We start from the raw sequence: 20,451 nt of genomic DNA, 5'->3' as shown, positions 1-20,451 counted from the left end.
AATTGATATGAATCCCAACGTTAGCGATCGCCTCTACAACCTCCTGCCAGCCATCTACCGCATTCGGGATAGTGAACCCAGTCAAGGGCAAGCACTGCGGGCATTAATGGCATTAATCGAATCACAGTTGCTAGATATAGAAGCCGACATTGATCAACTGTATGACAACGCATTCATCGAAACCTGCGAAGACTGGGTAGTGCCGTACATTGGCGATTTATTGGCAGTGCGTCCCCTGCAAAACTTTGACAGCCAACGGTCATATGTAGCGAATACCTTAGCTTATCGGCAACGTAAAGGTACAGCAACAGTTTTAGAGCAATTAGCGCGGGATGTTACTCAATGGACAGCGCGGGTTGTGGAATTTTTTGAGCGATTATCCACCACGCAATACTTGAATCATATCCGACTGCAAAATCACCGCACCCCTGATTTGCGAGACACCAACGCCTTAGAGCTGATTGCCACCCCCTTTGAAACAGCCACCTATACTGGTGAAGTGCGCCGCATCAACAGCCGCCGGGGTTATTACAACATCCCCAACATTGGCATATTTCTTTGGCGATTGCAGGCATATCCCCTAGAACGAGTGACAGCCAAAGCCGTAATTGATAATTCCACTGGGCTTTACTGGATTAATCCCTTAGGGCAAGATATGCCCCTATTTAATCGTCCCCGCCCAGAAACCGAAATTACCCACCTAGCCGCAGAGATTAACGTCCCCACACCCCTACGCAGGCGATCGCTTTATGATGAAGTCGAAGCCCTAGCCCAAAATCAACCTCCAACTACAGACTATTTCAATAATCCTCCTGTGTTGCGGGTGTTCTTCGATGGGGTAGAAATTCCCCCAGCACAAATGAGTATTTGCAATCTCAGTGGTTTACCTAATGCTCCTGAGTCCAATTGGCTACGCCCAAATGTTCCCCGGACTGTTGCTGTTGACCCGGTTCTGGGTCGGTTGGCAATTCCCAACAGTGCAGAATTACCAACAGAAGTTTTAGTCAGTTATGCCTACGGCTTTAGTGGTGATTTGGGGGGTGGTGCATACAATCGTTGGGATGGGTTAGATAATGCCTTACCCCGTCCCATCAACTGGCAAGTAGGAGTCAGCCGTGAGTATACCCCTGTAGGCAGTGAAGAGATTTTCACAACTTTAGGGGCAGCAATTACTGCTTGGCACAGTCAGGTTGATGCTTGGGAAGCAACCTTAAATAACTGGGCAATATCCCATCCTGGTGAACCACTACCCGCTAGTTTCATGCCACCCACCGGAGCGATCGCTCTGATGGATAATCAAACATACACCACTGATCAAACCGCGATCGCTCCCATTAGAATTCCCTCTGGTGCGGCTTTGCTGATGATCGCTGCTAACTGGGCAGAAGTGGAAATACCAGAGTTAGTAGGAGTCAGAGAACGACGAATTGGGCAGTTAATCCCCAACCAACGGCGATCGCATTTGCAGGGCGACTGGTATATTTTGGGTACTGCTCCCAGTAGTAATGAAAACCCTGGTCAGCTAACTTTAGATGGCTTATTAATTGCAGGTAAAGTAACTGTCCAACCAGGGAATTTAGGAAAACTCCGGGTTGCCCACACCACCTTAGTCCCCCAGAACGGTGGTTTGACTGTACAACCAAGCACCACCGAGGGCGAAACAAATAATCGTTTGGTAGTGGAATTAGACCACAGTATCACAGGGGCAGTTTACCTACCACAAACCCTAGCAGCACTACAAATCACTGACAGCATTTTAGATGCCACTGAAGCAGGACATATCTTAATTTCTGAACCTGGAGCTTTTCCCTTACCTGCGGGAGAAGTAGAAGTCAACTTGAGTAGTGGTGAGACATTTACCTTATCTTTGGATGCTGCCAACGATATCGATACAGCCCGCAGCATCTTAGAAACTGCCTTGCAAATTGCCCCAATTAATGCCCAGGTGGAGAAATTCGAGCAGCGATTGATCATTGTTTCCCAGGCAGAGAGCAGACATATATCCTTTGCAGCTACCGCCACAGATGCCAACACTGTGAAGACTTGGGGATTAGATACAGTCGCCAGTGCGATCGCTTCTCCCACACCCACTCAAGCCGCACCCCCTACCCGCATCGAACGCAGCACTATTTTGGGGTCTAGCTACGTCCAAGCCTTCGATTTGGGTTCTGAGGTCATTTTCACCGCCGCCGCCATTGCTCAACGCCGTCAAATTGGATGTCTGCGTTTCAGTTATGTGCCTCCCACCTCTCGCACTCCCCGCCGCTATCGTTGTCAGCCAGAGTTAGAAGTTAGCATCCAGCAGGAACTCAGACAAAAAAAAATTAGGGCGATCGCTCACTGTTACCGAACAAGCGGACATCCAACAGCGTGTTCAGCAACAACTCATTCCTAGTTTTACCTCTATTCGGTATGGTGATCCCGCCTACTGCCAATTAAGTCTCACCTGCCCTGTACAAATTCGTACCGGAGCGGCAGATAATTCCGAAATGGGTGCATTCAGTTTCCTCAAGCAACCACAACGGGAAGCCAATCTCCGCATTGCCCTAGATGAATATCTCCGCTTTGGTTTAGCAGCTGGAATTTTCTATGTGACTTGAAATTTTGAATTGATTACTCTATTTTTTCAGGATATTTATGAGTGATATTACTAAATCAACTTTTGATCCGCGCAAACACTACAGCAGTGTCCGAATGCAGCAAGGTCGTGTGCAGATGGATGCTGACTGGAACGAAGCCCAAGATATTGCTACCTATTTAGATGAAACTACGCGTATTGATGTAATTGGGCGATGTGGTGTGCCGAAAGGTGCGCCAGGTTTTGCTATGCAAGTGGATGGCGATAGTCTGATCATTGCACCGGGTCGCTGTTATGTTGATGGTATTCTCTGCGAAAATGAAGCAGAAAATCCTGTAGATATTACTGCACAAACAGACTTGCCTGATTACGAACTGCCTACAGAACCAGGAATTTATCTGGCTTATCTAGATGTTTGGCAACGGCCAATTACAGCTATAGAAGACCCCGAAATTAAAGAAATTGCCCTAGTTGGCCCTGATACCGCCACGCGTCTGAAAACTATCTGGCAAGTGAAGCTAGAACAAGTGACCAATCCTGATGACTCGACCCCTGAATGTGCTGATTTTGAGGATTGGTTGCCTAGTAATGCCCAAGGTAATAGCCAACTCAAAGCCAGGTCTACACCGAATCCTGATGAAAATCGCCCCTGTTTAGTACCAGCACAGGCAGGCTATCGCCGTTTGGAAAACCAACTTTACCGTGTGGAAATTCACCAAGGCGGTGCAGCCGGGACAGCTACATTCAAATGGTCACGGGATAATGGCTCTATTGTGACTGAGTGGTTAGCACCAGATACACCCAACACCGATACTTTAGTGGTCAGAAGTATTGGACGAGATGCGGTACTGCGTTTTGCTACTGACCAGTGGGTAGAATTACTCGATGATACCCGCGAACTTTACCAGCAGCCCGGAACGTTAATACAGTTAGCACGGGCTGGAGGCGATCAATTAGAACTACGTGGTAACGCCTCTAGAAGCGATTTTCCCCGCACACCCAAGGTGAAACGCTGGGATCATCAAGAAACGATCGCCACCAATCTTGATGGTAGCACTACAGAACTAGAGCTAATTGATGGGGCAATTCCTGTTCAAGAAGGGGCTTGGATTGCCCTAGAAGATGGTGTTGAAGTTTGGTTTGAACCTGGTGGTAACTACCTGACTGGGGATCACTGGCTAATTCCTGCCCGCACCATTGGCCAAGATGTGCTGTGGAACAGAGATGATAGTGGTAATCCTTTGTTAGAACCACCCCACGGCATTATTCATCATTACTGCCATTTAGCACTACTGGAACTCGATAATGCAGGTAGTTGGGAAGTTTTACAGGATTGCCGTCCCGAATTTCCTCCGCTAACCGATCTGAGCGATCGCGGTTGCTGTATTCGCGTCCGACCAGGAGATAATGTGCAACAAGCCATTAATCGCGCGATCGCCGTTGGGGGTGGCTGCATTTGTTTAGGACATGGTGTGCATCGTGTAAATGGGGTGTTGAATTTGACTAATGCCCATCACATCAATATTTCTGGGGAAAGTGATGTCACCACACTAGAATTAATCGGTACAACTGAATCGGGACTAGGGGGTATTGTGTTACAAAATGCCTCCCATATTGAACTTGAGCATCTTTTAATTGTTGGCGAAAATACCCCAGCACTGATTCAAACTCGCCAGGATGAAGATAGACCAGCAAGCCAAGTTCTACAAATTCGCCACGCTACTTTGGTAAATCTATCTTCTTTGAATTCAGACAACAACGAATTTACCTGCGCCTTAAAACTGACTCATATAGAAGATGTAGTTTTAGAAAAATGCCGCATCGTTGCAGATATCGGCATTTTAGGATTAATTGGCGATCGCCTGCCAGCCGCACCTGAGACTAAAGGTAATTCACCCACTATCAACCGCATCGATTTTTCTGGCGTAGCTGTTGGCACTACGTATCGTGTCGGTGAGACATTCCCTGCACCTTCTGGTGTCACTGTCACAGCTAGAGAATTTCAATGGAGCAATGGTCAAAATACTAGTAATGGTTTTGCCAGAATAGATGCTGGTAACAGGGCTGGCGGCACAAGTCCAGAATTACAATGTAACAATATCAATTTTCAATTCGAGTTTGCTGCACCTCCCAATCAAGTCACAGTCAGATTTGCCGATTTTGGCGGTAACGTGAATCTCTCAATCAATGGTGTATTTCGTAACCTTGGTGATCTGGTCGAAGTGAATGGACAAAGTATTGGTGGTGTGCAAGTGAGTGTCACCCCAGGCCGGGTGGGACTGTTGACGCTGACAGGTGCTATTAGTAGATTTGCGGTTGGAGGACAAGAATTTTGGATTGACAATGTGCAGTTTGGAGAGACACAACCAGAGCCACCACCCACAGTTTATCCGGGTGGTATTACCAAACTCCAACTTGATCATGTAGGCATTCGCTATCGCTTTTATGGCATCTGGACAATCCAAGCCTTAGACTGGCAAATTGAGCATTGTGATTTGCGTCCTTTATTATCTCCTAGACCCAGACCAGATGGGAGTTTCAATACATTTGATAGCTTTTTGGCAATTGATTTGGGCAATGGTAACAAGTTGTCTGTTTACCGTCAGTTAATCGCACAACTGGATGAATTATTTTTAACGCCTAGTAATACTAACTTTGGCACTGCGATCAAAGCTGTGATTTGGCAAAACTGCAAACTGCGTGATAGTCACCTGCAAGGAGATATTGCTATCTATATTAATTGGTCGTTTGCTAGTGATGCGATCGCTAACCAAATTCAGGCTCAAAGCCAAGGTTTGCAAGTCTTTTGGCTGCATCAAGGACGTTGGGAAGCCAATCGGGTAACTTGTTCTGGAGGTGCAGCTTTGAGTTTTGCAGGTAGTTACCGCACCTTAATTACAGGTAATCGCATCACCAATAGCCGCATCGGTATAACTAATTTCCTACTCCCACAAGCCATAGAAGATATATTGTCTACAGTGCAGGAAATTACTTTTTTCTATGGTAACGATGACGATGACGCATCATTATTAGCGGTGTGGTTACTGTTAACGCGACTGATAGGCCGATGGGACTTACAAACAGTTGTGAATCGAGTGCAATCTGTACTTTATCGGACTAATCTTAACTTTCCCGCCTTATATCTCTTAGCTAATTACCTATACTCTTACCTCAGCAATTCCCAAAACCGACGTAATTGGCCATTACCTATCATCGCTTTGCAAATCAGAGAAAATGATATCGAAGCCAGAGATTTTTGTATTCGTCTGACAGAATTTTGGACATTAGGTGGATTGGGAATTACGCACAACCGCCTGCATACTATTACTGGTCAATCTGTACTCATAGAAACTAATTTTGCTGCTGCCAATGTTGACTTGTTGGTGCTGTTGTGGCGTTACTTGATGGCGGGGATAATTAGTGTTGTTGCCCAGTTAATTGAGCAATGGCAGCAAACAGCAACGAATAATCCAAACTTGCAACCTGTTGTAGTAGTGGTTGGAAACTTACTGCAATCACTCCAGCAGCGTTTCATCAAATGGCAACAGGAATCTGAGGGCTTTTTAGAAGCAGATTATCGCATTGTTGCCAATCAAATTCGTAGCTTTGATACTGCGATCGCTAGCAACATTTTTGAGTTAGCGATCCTCGATAACCATATCACCATACAAGAGCGTCAAATTTCTATCGCCGACGCTAATAATCTGACAACTGCTTTGAATAACGTTGATATTTTTGCACCCTTGGGACTGGCACTGCAAGAAGGTTCAACTAGCGATTTACTCAATATTATTCAAAGTTTTCAAAATAATGCCACTCAACTTACAACTGATGCAGCCAGAAGGCAAGCAACAGCAGCGTTAACTGACATTAACAATAGCAGCAGAATTAATGATACTAACCTGCGAACAGCAGCCTCAACACTTACCACCGCCTTGCAAAATCCCGGTAATACTTCAGTGCTAAGGGATGCTTTGAATGTTTTTGCCCAAGCAATATTACCCTATATCAACAGTTACGGCATCTTTGCGAAAGGGGCTGGTTGTCGAATAGTAGGCAATCATATCCTTGTGCCTGCCGATATTAACCCTGATACTTGGACAAGGGGTGGCATCCGGCTATCCTTAAACTTACAGGCAGTGATGACGTTTGTGTTGATTGCTCAAGCCATCCAACGGCAGATATTTAATGATCAGGCTGGTTTCACAGCTAATAATCCTTTATTTGGTGTAACGGAAACTTTAATTGATAATAACGAAATTCTGGGTGGCATAGGTCATGGCATCGACATCCAAGGCGCAAATGATGTGCCAGAAATTCTTGTTAAACTCAAACTCCGCCACAATCAAATCAGCTACATGGGTGGGGCTGGTATTTTCATTAACGAAAATGCCTTGGTAATTAACCTTGATGTTGAAGCTAATCGCATTAGTGACTGCGCTCAATCAGCTAATCTGGCAAATTTCAGCCTTGCAAAAGGAGGTATTGATATTCAAGGCGCGGCTTTTTGCCGTTTGCATAATAATCGTGTCAATAATTGCAGCAGCGAAACCAGACGGAGATTTATACCTGCTGCCGTTAACTTAGAAACTATATTTGATTTAGTATTTACAGATAACAGCATTCAATACAACCCTGTGGGAGGTGTGCGTCTGACTAATGTGTTTGGGACAGTAGCGATCGCTGATAATGATATTTCTCAAAATCGCGGTGTAGAATTAGCCTGGGGTAATGCCGAACCTTCGTCTGACTTTGGCAACGTTACAACATTAAGTAAATACCAACCTCAAACCTTTGCACCTACACTCGCTTTGGCATTGTCTGCCAATCAGTTAAACCAGCCAATCCCAACTCAATTGCAGTACACTCAAGCTAATGTTCAAGGTAATCACTTCCATGTTCCTGAAGGTTTATTAAATATTTCTGCTTTTGTCATAGCTGGCATCAATTCTCTGATTTTTACTAGCAATCATGCTTCTAATCATTCCACTATCCCAGTAGGAAACATTAGTAATATTGAGCAAAGCGTGATTGCTAACAATCTGTTACGAAATCTTTAATTGAAAAACACCGGATGTAGAAGATAGTCACGATAAAAAATTTCATCCTTAAACATGAAAGAAATTTTCTTCCCTACACCCCCACACATCTATGGAAGCTAATAACATTGTTTACGCCTACTTGCCTTTTAACTACATTGATTTTTTCGTTGCTAATCCAGCAGTTACTCCTTGTTTGCTGATTACTAAATTGCAACATGGTTCAATCACAAGTAACGTCAGTCGAGCAGGTTTTCCTATTCAACTCAAAGGACAAAATTCTAATATTCAACAAGGGTTAAACGTTCCTCAAATCAACATTTCTGCATAAACTCGGAGGATAGCCATGAGCAATCATCGCCTCAAAATCAACCTAGAAGATTTTGCAAACAAGCTTGTTGAAGATTTGCAAGGACTGATAATTCAAGCAGAGAACACGCAGACTAGACAAGATTTATCAAACTTAGAAATACCCCAAAGTGCTGTAAAATTCTTGCAAGACTTGACCAATCAGATTGATAGCGATTATCAGCAAGCCCGTGAACAACAGCGTGCAGAAGTTCGTGTACGCACCGAAGCGATCAGATCGGGTTTACTTCAACGGCAGCAATTTCTTGAAAAAAATTGCCGATTTACGTCGCCAAACAATATTTATTAAACAAAGTGAACGCTTCGTTATCGCAGGACGCATTGTTGATGAGAAAAGCGGCATCAGTCTACCCAACGTCACTGTCAAAGCATCTACAGGCGATCGCAAATTAGATGAGCGCCTGGGTAGAACAATAACAGATAAAGATGGTTTCTACCGTTTGGAATATAGTGAAGATTTACTCAAAGAATTTGGAGAAAAAAAAACCGAAATCAATATTGAAGTGCTGGATCAGAACAACAAAACTCTTTATCAATCTCCCAAGGGTATCACCTTCAAAATTGGAGAATTATACGCCATTGATGTTAAAGTAGACAGCAATAAATTACCGAATAGCAAACAATTAGCCCAAGAAATTAATGCTGTTCGTAGTCAACAAATTCAGGCATTAACCCAAAAACAAAAACAGTTAAGCACTCGCTTACAAATAACTAGCGATTAAACCTTAATTGGCAATGTAATTACAAACTCTGTCTTCTCATGGGGAATAACATCTACTTCAATTGTGCCGCCATGAGCTTCCACTACAATTTGACGGGCAATAGCTAATCCTAATCCCGTTCCTTTGCCCACAGCTTTGGTAGTGAACAAATGGTCAAATACTCTCTGCTTTACTTCTTGAGACATTCCTACACCATTGTCGGCAATTTGAATCACAACGTGCTGACCTGATTGGTCTAAACTAGTTTGGATAGTAATACAATTAGGTTTAGCCGCGATCGCTTCCATACTCTTGCCTTGATTAGATTCTTCTAGAGCATCAATGGCATTTGCTAACAAATTCATAAAGACTTGATTGAGTTGTCCAGCAAAGCACTCTACTAAAGGTAGTACACCATAATTTTTTTTTCACCTCTATTGCTGGACGCAATTCAGTGGCTTTCAAACGGTGTCTGAGAATTAAAATTGTACTGTCAATTCCTTCGTGAATGTTGAAAGGGACTTTGTAATCTCGATCAGTTCTGGAAAAGGTTCGTAAACTGTTGCTGATACTACGAATCCGATTAGCACCCAAATTCATGGAGTCAAGCAACTGGGGTAAATCTTCGCGCAAGTATTCCAAATCGATCGCTTCAATTTCATCTTCAATTTCTGGGCCAGGATCGGGAAACTTTTCTTGGTAGAGGTTGATTAACCCAAATAAATCTTGAACATAATCTTTAGCTGGTTCAATATTGCCAGCAATAAAGCCAACGGGATTATTGATTTCATGTGCAACGCCAGCCACAAGATTTCCCAAGGCTGACATCTTTTCACTCTGGACTAATTGCAACTGCATCTGCTGCACTTCTTGTAGCGATCGCTCTAATTGTTGAGTATTTTGCAGTGATTTTTGATACAAACGGGCATTTTCCAGAGAAATAGCGGCTTGAGTACAAAGAAGGTTCAATATATCGACGCGATCATCAGTAAATGCGCCAATAGAATGATTATTTTCTAGATATAAAATGCCCAACAATTTCCCTTGATGCAATATTGGGCTACACAAAATACTTCTAGGCTGGTGCTGCTGAATATATAGATCATGAGTAAATCTAGAATGTACAGTTGCATCAACAATCACCAATGGTTGCAAACTCCGTTTCACAGAGTTGATTAAGCTCAAGGGTACTTCTAGGCTTTCTTCTATTGGTTGTGGATGGAGTAATGTTACAGAATTATCTAGATTGGCGATCGCTTGCACTACCAAATGATCGTTCTCAGATAGCAGCAATGCACACTTATCAGCTCCAGCATTTTCTAGAGTAACGTGCAGTAAACTAGAGACAAGTTTTTCTAATTCAATTTCACTCGAAAGAGTTTGAGAGGCTTTGAGAATTACTGCTAAATCTAAAGCCACAAAAGCATTAGTATTACCTGAAGAAGAGGAATTGTGAGAACTTGTCCGGCCAGAGACAACGATTGTTTCATTGGTAGAGAAAATGCCAGATCCTTTTTCCAGGATCGGAGCTAAAAGTTGGGGATAACGAGTTTCTAAATCAGTAACTTTGGCTTTAGCACCCCAACGGGTATAGCAGTAATAAGCTTCAATCATGTAGGTTTGTGCTAGTTGCTGTTTGCCCCAGTTCAGATAAAATTTAGCTGCGAGTTCATTAGCGATCGCTTCTGGTTGAATATAGCCCTGCTGTTTAGCATTTTCTATAGCTTGGTCATACATTTCGATAGCGGCGGCTTTGTTACCCAATACCCGGTTTGTTTCTGCTTCGACCAAACACCACAGATGTTGAAAGTTCATTGGCGCATGAGTTGCCCAATGCTGCATCTGGGCTTGGTTTTCAGCTACCTGTTGGAGATATTGTTGTTGTTCGCTGGCTGATACATCTGGGTAATGTGCCAGGAGTGATAAAGACGAATACAGGTTGTATTCTATAAAATGAACTGTATTTCTAGTACCGTTTTTGTATGGTTGGGCTAGTCGCAGATTTTCTATCGCATCAGGATAAACTTCAAAGAAATAGGCCAGAATTAATTTGTATAAATATACAAAAAATAAGATGAATCCCACCTGATATTTAATCCAGATTGGCAACATTTCTGTTTCATTGCAACTCTCACCCACCAAACGCAACTTATCAATTGCGCGACCACTTAAATTTAAGAGAAATTGTCTACTGATTTGACTTTGAATTTGCTGATATTCTTGTTTTAAATTTTGAATAATCTCAGTATACTGAGTTTGCTTACCAAGGACTGTTTCTAGCTCTGACTCAGCATGAAAAGCAAAATCGCAATATGTCGTAGCATTGTAGCAAGCAAATTCTAAATCACCAGTTTCCAACCCAAGCTGAAATCCTTCCTGCAAAGGTTCCAAGGTAGCTTGAAAGTGTTCTTTCCAATGGCGAATGCTGCTATTAAACATCATATAGATTTTAGATTTCAGCTTCTTGCTATCAAAGCGATCTAACAACTTGATTGCCATTTGACCAAATTTGTAGCCAGACTCAATATCCCCCCCACCACAAAGCAATAATCCATAGGTGACATAGGCATAAGCAGCAAGGTTAGAATTGCCATATCTGATGCACAGATTGACCATTGTAAAGATAATTGATGGGTACATCTGGGGATTCGCTAGGAACACCGCAGGAGCGACGGTCATCAATATTCGCTGTGCTGCTAGTTTATCTAGGTCGGTCATTTCTGGTAGGTCAATTAATGCTTCAATATCTAAGGTGGCGATCGCTTCTGGCTCTAAACTGACACCTAACATCTGCAAAACTTCTAATGCTATGTCTATCGCTGACTGCATCTGAGATTGCGAAATTAAAGATTGAATTTTAATTTCGTAAACACTGGCTTTTTGTAATGTATCTTTGACATTTTCGAGAAGTGTCTGTATCAACAAATTAGCTTGCTCGTAGTTTGTATTCAGGTATTCTGCTTCTGCTGCTGCTGAATACAAAGAGAGTGTTAAATCATATTGAGTCTGCCAGCTTTGCGGTTCGAGCAACATTATGCCTGTATTAAAATACCTCACTGCCGCTTCGTATGCTGTTGCAGACTTTGCCTGACGACCTGCGATCAAATTGAGATTCGCTAATGGCTCTCGTTCACTAGGAGTGGTAATCAATTCAGATCCCAAGTTGAGATGGTTAATAATATTAAAAATTTTCTCTTGCTGGTCTGCTGCGGATGTATTTTCTAACAAGCGTCGCCCAATCTTCAGGTGAGTTGCTTGCTTCTGGTCTAGGGGAATTAATGAATAAGCAGCTTGCTGGACGCGATCATGTAGAAATTTATAAGCGACTGTTGTTTGGCCTTTATCCTTTATCCTTTGTTCGGTGTTTTCTAATGACGAATCCTGGTAAAACTTATAAACATCATTTTGCGGTAGAATCAACCCATCTTTGAGAGTTAGCCACAAATCTTTGGCGGTTTGAGTCGGGGATTGTTGATAAACGATCGCTAGTGTTTCCAAGTCAAAAGTGTTACCAATACAAGCTGCTAACTGCAACACTTCTTGAGTCGCTTGGGGTAACTTCTGGAGTTGAACTGCCATAAACTCTACCACATCATCAGTAAGGGCAAGCGATCGCACCTGTGCAATGTCACATTCCCAATAACCACCTTGAAAATTGAATGTAATTAGATGATCTTCGTATAGTGCTTTGAGAAACTGAGTTGTGAAGAAGGGATTCCCTTGAGTTTTGCTAAATATCAACTCTGTCAATGGCAAGGCCAACTCTAGGGAACAACTGAATGTATCAGCAACCAATTGGTTTACTGAGGGCTGATCTAGGGTCGCAAGAGTAATGGTATTGACTGTAGCCTGTGACTTTTCAATTTCTTGCAGCGTCAGCATCAGGGGATGGGTTGTAGAAACCTCGTTATCTCGGTAAGCCCCAATTAGCAACATATATCGGGTATCTATCTCGCTCATTAACAGTTGGATAAACTTGAGAGAAGCAGAATCCGCCCACTGCAAGTCATCGATAAAGATCACCAGTGGATGATCTTGCGTCGTGAACACCTGAATAAATTTTTGAAATAAGATATTGAAGCGGTTTTGAGCAGCACTACCAGAGAGTTCAGGAACAGCAGGTTGTTTACCAATTATCAGTTCTAGTTCGGGAATTACTTCAATAATGACTTGGGCGTTTTCTCCTAAAGCCGCGAGAATTTTGTTATTCCATTGATCTAATTGCGTATCATTTTCACTCAGCAGTTGCCCAATCAAATCACGAAATGATTGTAAAAAAGCAGATAGGGGAATGTTGCGCTGAAACTGGTCAAATTTACCTTTAATAAAGTAACCGCGCTGGCGCACAATCGGTTTGTGAATTTCGTTGACTACAGCAGTTTTGCCGATACCAGAGAAACCAGCTACTAGCATAAGTTCGCTACTTGCTTGCGAAATTCGCTCAAAAGCTGCTAGTAAAGTTGCTACTTCGTTATAACGACCATAGAGCTTTTCTGAGATGATAAAGCGATCGCACACATCTCGTTGTCCAATCTCAAATGGCGCAATCTGCCCAGTTGTTTGCAGTTGGTTGAGACATATCTCTAAATCATTTTTCAGTCCTAATGCACTCTGATAGCGGTCTTCAGCATTTTTCGCCATCAGTTTCATCACTATATTTGCAATCACTGGCGGAATTTCTTCCCTTCTGCCTCCTGCCCCCTGCCTTCTGCCTTCTAATAAGGGTTGTTTAGCAATATGACAGTGAACTACTTCCATTGGATCGTTAGATTGAAAAGGTAATTTTCCGGTAAGTAGTTCAAAGAAAGTTACCCCTAGAGAATAGAAATCACTGCGGTAATCAATACCTCGGTTCATCCGTCCGGTTTGTTCTGGAGATACATAGGCGAGTGTTCCTTCCAAAATATTAGGACTATAAATTTCTTGGGTTTCTCTAGACAGTAAGGAAGCAAGGCTAAAATCTATTAACTTCACCTGCTGGGTATCTGGATTAATTAAAATATTGGCAGGCTTAATGTCTTTGTGGATGATCCGGTGACGATAAAGTTCATCAAGAATTGTTGCTAGAGCGATCGCAATTTCCAAAAAAGCTTTCAGGTGATTCTGCCAAAGAGAGCCGCCATTGCTGTTAATTTCTTTATGTATCCATTCTCGTAAAGAAATACCACCAAAATCCTCCATTACCAGTGCATAGCTGTTGTGGTAATGTTCCAAGTTGTAAAGACGAACAATACCCGCAAAGTCAAGATTTTTAGCAATGGCGTACTGATTACGGAATTGCAGCAATTCATTAAATGATGGATACTCTTGTTTAAGTATCTTGATGACTACTGGCAGTTGATCCACCGTGCGAATTGCTCGGTAAACTAGGGTTCTAGAGCCTTCATAAAGTCGCTCGCTAATTCGATAACCCAGAAGCTTGGTAAGTGGCTCAACTGCTGTAGTCATTTTAAGTAATTTGGGTAAAGTAGACTGATTTATTTACAGTATTTTTCCCAAATCATAGTGATTTCTAACTCACTTGCTAGAAACGCTATAATCCCTTAGAACCTAATTGTTGCTTGGGTAGCTCCTCTAAATTTCTTGAGATTAATTAGCAAAAATTAATATTTTTCAACTTGATACTTTCAATTATTTTTTACATTTTGAAAACTAAGGTATGTTGTAAAATTCGATAGCAATATCCAGAGATTGCGATCTGTCAAAGGAACTAATACCAATTTTCTATAAGCCTGCATAGAGAATTGGTATAACGGGAAACTGTTACGCGCGGTTTTGAAAACCAACGGGATTGTCACCAATCTCGTTGAGTTCATTTTTGAATACGGACTATTGCGGTGACATTTACCATCCACACTCCTCATTAATGAGGATCTGAAGGGACAGGAAAACCCCACTGATTTGTGGTGGCAGCAGGCAATACTAATTCGCAATTGAGAATTGATTTTGTGGCGTTTGAGGAGGCACAGCCACAGTTGTTTGGGTAGTCGGCGGCGGCTCCCGATTGGGTGCAGTGGATGGGGTGAATTTTTTGGTTGAGCTTGTTTTGTTCTGCTAATCTCAACCCCAGAGAAACCTACTTTTACGCCTTTTGATATAAGTTTGTTTATTTTTGAAATATTAAAGTGAAAGATTAATTCAGATAAAAACTTATGACAACCGAGCAAGAACTTCGATCCCTTTTTAATACCTTAGACCGCGATCAAGACGGCAAAATCTCCATTAATGAGCTTTTTTTAAGTCCTGGCTTAAGTGCAGTCATTTCATCACAAACAAATACCACTAGCCCCCAAGAGTTGATAGTACAGTATGATTCAGACAAAGATGGTAGTATTACCTTTGAAGAGTTAAAGCAAGCAGTCCAAGAAGCAAGTATTTAACCTAGTAGTTCACCAACCCAACATTGCCGTGTATACCTAGTTCTTGTGCAGGACGCAAGGGGGAGAATCTTTCCCCTCCGCTTCCTGCTAAGTGTAACTAATGATGATAATGATTCAGCAAATAACTAATTGCTATTTCTGTTTTTTTATTTTTTAGTAATAATTAATCCCAAAAAACTGTAATTTGTAGATATTTAAATACCCAACTTGATAGCAGACCCATTAGGTTCATATTGATAGTCATATCGCTGTTTTTTCCTGCTTCAGCAGGCATTGGTTCAATTTTTTTCTGCGATTACTTGGATTCATTAAGTTCCAATTTTAATGACATTTTATTTTTAATTAAATTGAGATAATTACTACGAAATTTTACTTTCAAATGTTCGTATATTATATTGAGTTTTAATTTCAGATAAATTAATCATAGCTTCTACCAATGGCAAATATCGATTATAATGTTCAAGCTTTAGCAATTAAAATTGCTGGTTGCAAGCAGGTTCATATGTGACTTTGTGAAACAAAATAAAGCAAATGCGAAAAAACCGGATTAAATGTTGTAGCTTAATTGCATAGGTGTATTTTAGCAATTAGTAGTTGGTATATGCAGCTAAGGTTAGTGGCTCAATTATTACCAGGATTAGCAGCAGCATCCGTGACTTCGCTTCTATTTTTGGGGATTTCTATAACTGAACCAAGTTACGCAGACGGTAACAAATTCTTCTGTACTCAAGAAGGAAATGTACCTGTCACCAAAGTACGCACTGCACGGGGAAATCAAACGCTGATTCGTTGGGTTGCTAACGACTTTAAAAAAGTATCCTCAGCACAACGTTGTAGGATAGTCTCTGCCAGATTTCAACGCTACTACGATAACGGCGCACTTTTCATCACCAGCCGAGATAACTTTAACGGCTACCCAGTATTGTGTATTTCTAACCGCCGAGGCGTACCTTGCACAGCAGACAATATATTAGTCACCCTAAAACCTGGAACTGACACCGGTAGAGTTTTACAGCAAATGCTGAGTTTGCGCCGGGATGCAGGAGGAGAATCAATCATTAATTTAAGTGGATGTCAAGCTTTTACTTATGACGAAGGTGATGTGTATGTTGATGTCAAGCAATTTTTAGACGGTCAAGAGTGTAGTTCATCGACTCCTTAATATTGCATGAACTGGCGGCTCAAACACAAAATTATTTATCTGGTGTGCTTGCTGATTTGTCTTGGTGGTGTTTCCTTTGCACTCTCAAAACAGCAAGGCGTTTCTGGCAAGTCTACCAGAGTGGAGCGATCTAATCGTCTTTCTGTCGAGCAATTGCAAAAATTAGCTCAGACTATCACCGTCAAAATTACCACATCAGAGTTACTAGGTTCAGGAACTTTACTACAACGCCAAGGTCAAATTTATACAGTAATTACCAATGCTCACGTTTTGAGAGCCGCTAAACCACCCTATCAAATTCAAACTCCAGATGGGCGTATATATCAAGCTACTGTCTTGCAGATTTCCCAGTTGCAGCAGGATGATTTAGCTGTGTTGCAATTTCGTAGTCCCGATATAGTTTATCCAGTCGCTAACCTCCCTAATGCGTCTCGTTTACGAGTTGGGGATGAGGTGTTTGTGGGTGGATTTATAGACAATTTAGCAACTCAAAAGCAGTCTACGCTGACTAAAACTCAGTTTGTCTTTACATCTGGGAAAGTCACCCTATTGTTAGACAAAGCATTAGAGCAAGGCTACCAGATTGGATACACCAATGATGTGCGAAAAGGGATGAGTGGCGCGCCATTGCTGAATATACATGGTGAAGTGATTGGGATTAATAGCTTACATCAAGATCCACTGTGGGAGACACCGGCAGTTTATCAAGATGGTTCGCAACCAGAACCCCACTTGCAGGAACTAATTACCCGTTCTAGTATGGCTGTACCGATTAAATCAGTGAACAGTGAACAGTGAACAGTTATCAATGTTGATGTGTGAGGGGAATCAATCATGAAGGTGGCTGGTGTACTATCGGCATTATTATTTGGTACAGCAATAGTCATAGTGCAGCCAGCCGCTACAGCCTTGACACCCTCAGAAATTGCTAATATCGCTCAACAAATCACCGTACGCATTGATGGCGCAAATACTGGCTCTGGAGTAATTATTGAGCATCAAGGTAATGTTTATACTGTTGTTACTTGTTGGCACGTAGTCCAACTCGAAGGTAGCTACACAGTACAAGCACCAGATGGTCGAAGATATACATTCAATCACAGCCAAGTAAAACAACTTCCAGGTGTTGATTTAGCTATATTTCAGTTTACTAGTAATCAAAATTACCGTATCGCCGAAAAGGGTAATTCTGACCAAGTAGCATTAGGGACAAATATTGCTGTAGCGGGGTATCCTCAAGGAACATCAGACATTGATTTTCGTAGGGGTGCAATTTCCCGTCTGGTGTCAAACCCAAAGGATGGTTATGCTTTTGTGTATGACATCGGTGGTTTTCCGGGGATGAGTGGGGGAGCGATACTCGATGAGCAGGGTAAATTAGTCGGGATTCACGGACGTGCTACAACTCGCCCAGATACGAATGCTACTACTGTGTTAGGGATTCCGTTGAGGACTTATTTAAGTCTTGCACCATCTGCACCAGCACCAAAGCTACCCAATCCGCCAGTTGTAACTGTGCCATCAGCTGCTAAGTTTACTCTAGCGAAGACTCTGATTGGTGATTCGCAAAGGGTGGTGTTTTATGAATTTGCTGGTATTCAAGGGCAATACACAGAAGGATCAGTTAATTCAGTTGCATTGAGTCCAGATGGCAGAACTTTAGCTAGTGGTAGTGAAGACAAGACTATCAAAATTTGGAACCTCACCACAGGGCAAGTAATTCGTACCCTCAATGGTCATTCTAAGTCGGTTAATTCAGTTGCATTTAGTGCAGATGGCAGAACTTTAGCTAGTGATAGTTACGACAAGACTATTAAAATCTGGAATGTCGCCACAGGGCAAGAAATTCGTACCCTCAATGGTCATTCTAAGTCGTTTCTTTCAGTTGCATTGAGTCCAGATGGCGGAACTTTAGCTAGTGGTAGTTTGGACGACAAAACTATCAAAATTTGGAACCTCACTACAGGGCAAGTAATTCGTACCCTCAATGGTCATTCTAAGTCGGTTAATTCAGTCGCATTTAGTGCAGATGGCAGAACTTTAGCTAGTGGTAGTTACGATAAGACTATTAAAATCTGGAATGTCGCCACAGGGCAAAAAATTCGTACCCTCAATGGTCATTCTGATTCGGTTCTTTCAGTTGCATTGAGTCCAGATGGCAAAACTTTAGCTAGTGGTAGTGAAGACAAGACTGTCAAAATCTGGAATATCGCTACAGGGCAAGAGATTCGTACCCTCAATGGTCATTCTCATTGGGTTGTTTCAGTCGCATTGAGTCCAGATGGCAAAACTTTAGCTAGTGGTAGTTGGGACGATACTATCAAAATCTGGAATGTTGCCATAGGGCAAGAGATTACCACCCTCAAAGGTCATTCTGAGTCGGTTAATTCAGTCACATTTAGTCCAGATGGCAAAACTTTAGCTAGTGGTAGCAATGACGCGACTATCAAAATTTGGCGGCTATCTGATTAGCTATTTAATTTGAGATTTTGGATGTTATCCCAATTAAACCAACCTTGTATTTTCAAATTTTCTAGTAATTTAATAAGGCATACAATCAGTTACATTTACTCTCGTATGGCTGTACCAATTAGACAAAAACCATTACAAAATCATCAGGGGAATCAATCATGAGGGTGGCTGGTGTACTTTCGGCATTATTATTCGGTACAGCAATAGTCATAATCCAACCAGTAGCCACAGCGTTGACACCCTCAGAAATTGCTGAAATTGCTCAACAAATTACAGTCCGCATTGATGGTGCAAATACTGGCTCAGGGGTAATTATTGAGCGTCAAAGTAATATTTACACTGTGGTGACAAATTGGCACGTAGTCCAACTCGAAGGTAACTACACAGTACACACACCAGACGGCAAAAAATACACTTTCAACCACAGCCAAGTCAAACAATTTCGCGGTGTTGATTTAGCTATATTTCAGTTCACTAGTAATCAAAATTACCGTGTCGCCGAAAAGGGTAATTCTGACCTAATAACATTAGGTATAAATATTTCTGTAGCAGGTTATCCCCAAGGAACATCAGACATCAAGTTTATCAGAGGTGCAATTTCCAGCCGAGTGTCAAACCCAAAAGATGGTTATGCCTTTGTGTATGACATTGGTGGTTTTCCAGGGATGAGTGGGGGAGCGATACTAGATGAGCAGGGTAAATTAGTAGGCATTCACGGAAGGGCTACAACTCGCCCTGATACAAATGCTACTACTGTGTATGGGATTCCGTTGAAGACTTATTTAAGTCTTGCGCCATCTGTGCAGCCAGTGGCTGGTGCGCCAGCACCAAGCCCACAAAATCGACTTGTTGCACCTGTGCCAGCACCAAGGAGAGCAAATCGACCTGTTGCAAATGTATCATCAACAGCTAACTTTACTCTAGCGAAGACGCTGATTGGGCATTCGCAACAACAGGGTTTATTAGCCGGCGTAGAAAGTTTTAATTCAGTCGCCTTTAGTCCAGATGGCAGAACTTTAGCTAATGGTAGTGGTGACAAGACTATTAAAATCTGGAATGTCTCTACAGGGCAAGAAATTCGTACCCTCAATGGTCATTATGATTTGGTTTTCTCAGTCGCATATAGTCCAGATGGCAGAACTTTAGCTAGTGGTAGTTGGGACAGTACTATCAAAATCTGGAATGTCTCTACAGGGCAAGAAATTCGTACCCTCAATGGTCATTCTTATGGGGTTTCTTCAGTCGCATTATAGTCCAGATGGCAGAACTTTAGCCAGTGGTAGTAATGACAAGACTATCAAAATCTGGAATGTCTCTACAGGGCAAGAAATTCGTACCCTCAATGGTCATTATTATGGGGTTTCTTCAGTCGCATTTAGTCCAGATGGCAGAACTTTAGCTAGTGGTAGTCAGGACAAAACTATCAAAATCTGGAATATCTCTACAGGGAAAGAAATTCGTATCCTCAATGGTAATTCTCGTGAGGTTTCTTCAGTCGCCTTTAGCCCAAATGGCAAAACTTTAGCTAGTGGTAGTAATGACAATACTATCAAAATCTGGAATGTCGCCACAGGAAAACAAATTTATACCCTCGATGGTCATTCTTCTTGGGTTAGTTCAGTCGCATTTAGTCCAGATGGCAGAACTTTAGCTAGTGGTAGTTGGGACAAGACTATCAAAATTTGGCGGCTGTCTAAGTAGCCATTTTATTCCATTTCTTTAATAAGTAGGTCAACGTTGAAAAAAGTAA

General features: G+C 42.1%; 12 protein-coding genes and 2 pseudogenes. 11 read left to right on the top strand and 3 right to left on the bottom strand.

What is annotated here, in order from left to right:
- Positions 1-7: 7 nt before the first annotated feature.
- The 5 genes from ACX27_RS08525 (at position 8) to ACX27_RS08505 (ending at position 8,708) form a co-directional block, all read left to right on the top strand.
- Positions 8-2,395 carry a BAR domain-containing protein gene (locus ACX27_RS08525; protein WP_062290914.1) on the top strand — a complete coding sequence of 796 codons (2,388 nt, stop codon included), beginning with the start codon at positions 8-10 and terminating at the stop codon, positions 2,393-2,395.
- 242 nt (positions 2,396-2,637) lie between these two features.
- Positions 2,638-7,638, top strand: a complete 5,001-nt coding sequence (locus ACX27_RS08520; protein ID WP_062290910.1) for a DUF6519 domain-containing protein — start codon at positions 2,638-2,640, stop codon at positions 7,636-7,638.
- 91 nt (positions 7,639-7,729) lie between these two features.
- A complete protein-coding gene (locus ACX27_RS08515) occupies positions 7,730-7,948 on the top strand; it encodes a hypothetical protein (RefSeq protein ID WP_062290907.1) in 219 nt (72 codons plus the stop codon).
- 15 nt (positions 7,949-7,963) lie between these two features.
- Complete coding sequence (locus tag ACX27_RS08510; RefSeq protein ID WP_062290904.1) at positions 7,964-8,275, top strand: hypothetical protein; 312 nt, start codon at positions 7,964-7,966, stop codon at positions 8,273-8,275.
- Complete coding sequence (locus ACX27_RS08505; protein WP_062290901.1) at positions 8,232-8,708, top strand: hypothetical protein; 477 nt, start codon at positions 8,232-8,234, stop codon at positions 8,706-8,708. The genes ACX27_RS08510 and ACX27_RS08505 overlap by 44 nt, the downstream gene beginning before the upstream one ends.
- Here the strand turns inward: ACX27_RS08505 and ACX27_RS35205 are convergent.
- The 3 genes from ACX27_RS35205 to ACX27_RS08495 all read right to left on the bottom strand — a co-directional run bounded on the left by ACX27_RS35205 (position 8,705) and on the right by ACX27_RS08495 (position 14,751).
- On the bottom strand, positions 8,705-9,052 hold the full coding sequence (locus ACX27_RS35205) for a sensor histidine kinase (RefSeq protein ID WP_335337774.1): 348 nt from the start codon (positions 9,050-9,052) through the stop codon (positions 8,705-8,707). The genes ACX27_RS08505 and ACX27_RS35205 overlap by 4 nt on opposite strands.
- Entirely contained in the window at positions 9,027-14,135 is a 5,109-nt protein-coding gene (locus ACX27_RS08500; protein WP_335337773.1) for a trifunctional serine/threonine-protein kinase/ATP-binding protein/sensor histidine kinase, read from the bottom strand. Before ACX27_RS08500 ends, ACX27_RS35205 begins: the two co-directional genes overlap by 26 nt.
- 415 nt (positions 14,136-14,550) lie before the next feature.
- Complete coding sequence (locus ACX27_RS08495) at positions 14,551-14,751, bottom strand: hypothetical protein (protein WP_062290898.1); 201 nt, start codon at positions 14,749-14,751, stop codon at positions 14,551-14,553.
- An 88-nt stretch (positions 14,752-14,839) separates the two neighbouring features.
- Between ACX27_RS08495 and ACX27_RS08490 the strand changes: the two genes are divergently transcribed.
- From ACX27_RS08490 to ACX27_RS32810, 6 genes and pseudogenes are all read left to right on the top strand, one after another.
- Complete coding sequence (locus ACX27_RS08490; protein ID WP_062290895.1) at positions 14,840-15,067, top strand: EF-hand domain-containing protein; 228 nt, start codon at positions 14,840-14,842, stop codon at positions 15,065-15,067.
- Between the two features lie 601 nt (positions 15,068-15,668).
- A complete protein-coding gene (locus ACX27_RS08485) occupies positions 15,669-16,229 on the top strand; it encodes a COP23 domain-containing protein (protein ID WP_062290891.1) in 561 nt (186 codons plus the stop codon).
- Positions 16,230-16,235: 6 nt separating this feature from the next.
- Positions 16,236-17,027, top strand: coding sequence for a S1 family peptidase (locus ACX27_RS08480; protein ID WP_083468699.1), 792 nt, complete (start codon positions 16,236-16,238; stop codon positions 17,025-17,027).
- Positions 17,028-17,063: 36 nt separating this feature from the next.
- Entirely contained in the window at positions 17,064-18,701 is a 1,638-nt protein-coding gene (locus tag ACX27_RS08475; protein WP_062290889.1) for a WD40 domain-containing protein, read from the top strand.
- A gap of 158 nt (positions 18,702-18,859) precedes the next feature.
- Positions 18,860-19,402: pseudogene (locus tag ACX27_RS33535) on the top strand (S1 family peptidase); the annotation flags it as partial.
- Between the two features lie 306 nt (positions 19,403-19,708).
- Positions 19,709-20,402 (top strand): annotated as a pseudogene (locus ACX27_RS32810) (WD40 repeat domain-containing protein); the annotation flags it as partial.
- Between the last annotated feature and the right edge of the window lie 49 nt (positions 20,403-20,451).

The organism is Nostoc piscinale CENA21 (assembly GCF_001298445.1).
Lineage (GTDB): Bacteria > Cyanobacteriota > Cyanobacteriia > Cyanobacteriales > Nostocaceae > Nostoc_B > Nostoc_B piscinale_A.
The sequence above is the reverse complement of the archived record's forward strand: the minus strand, read 5'-3'. Positions and strand labels throughout refer to the sequence as shown.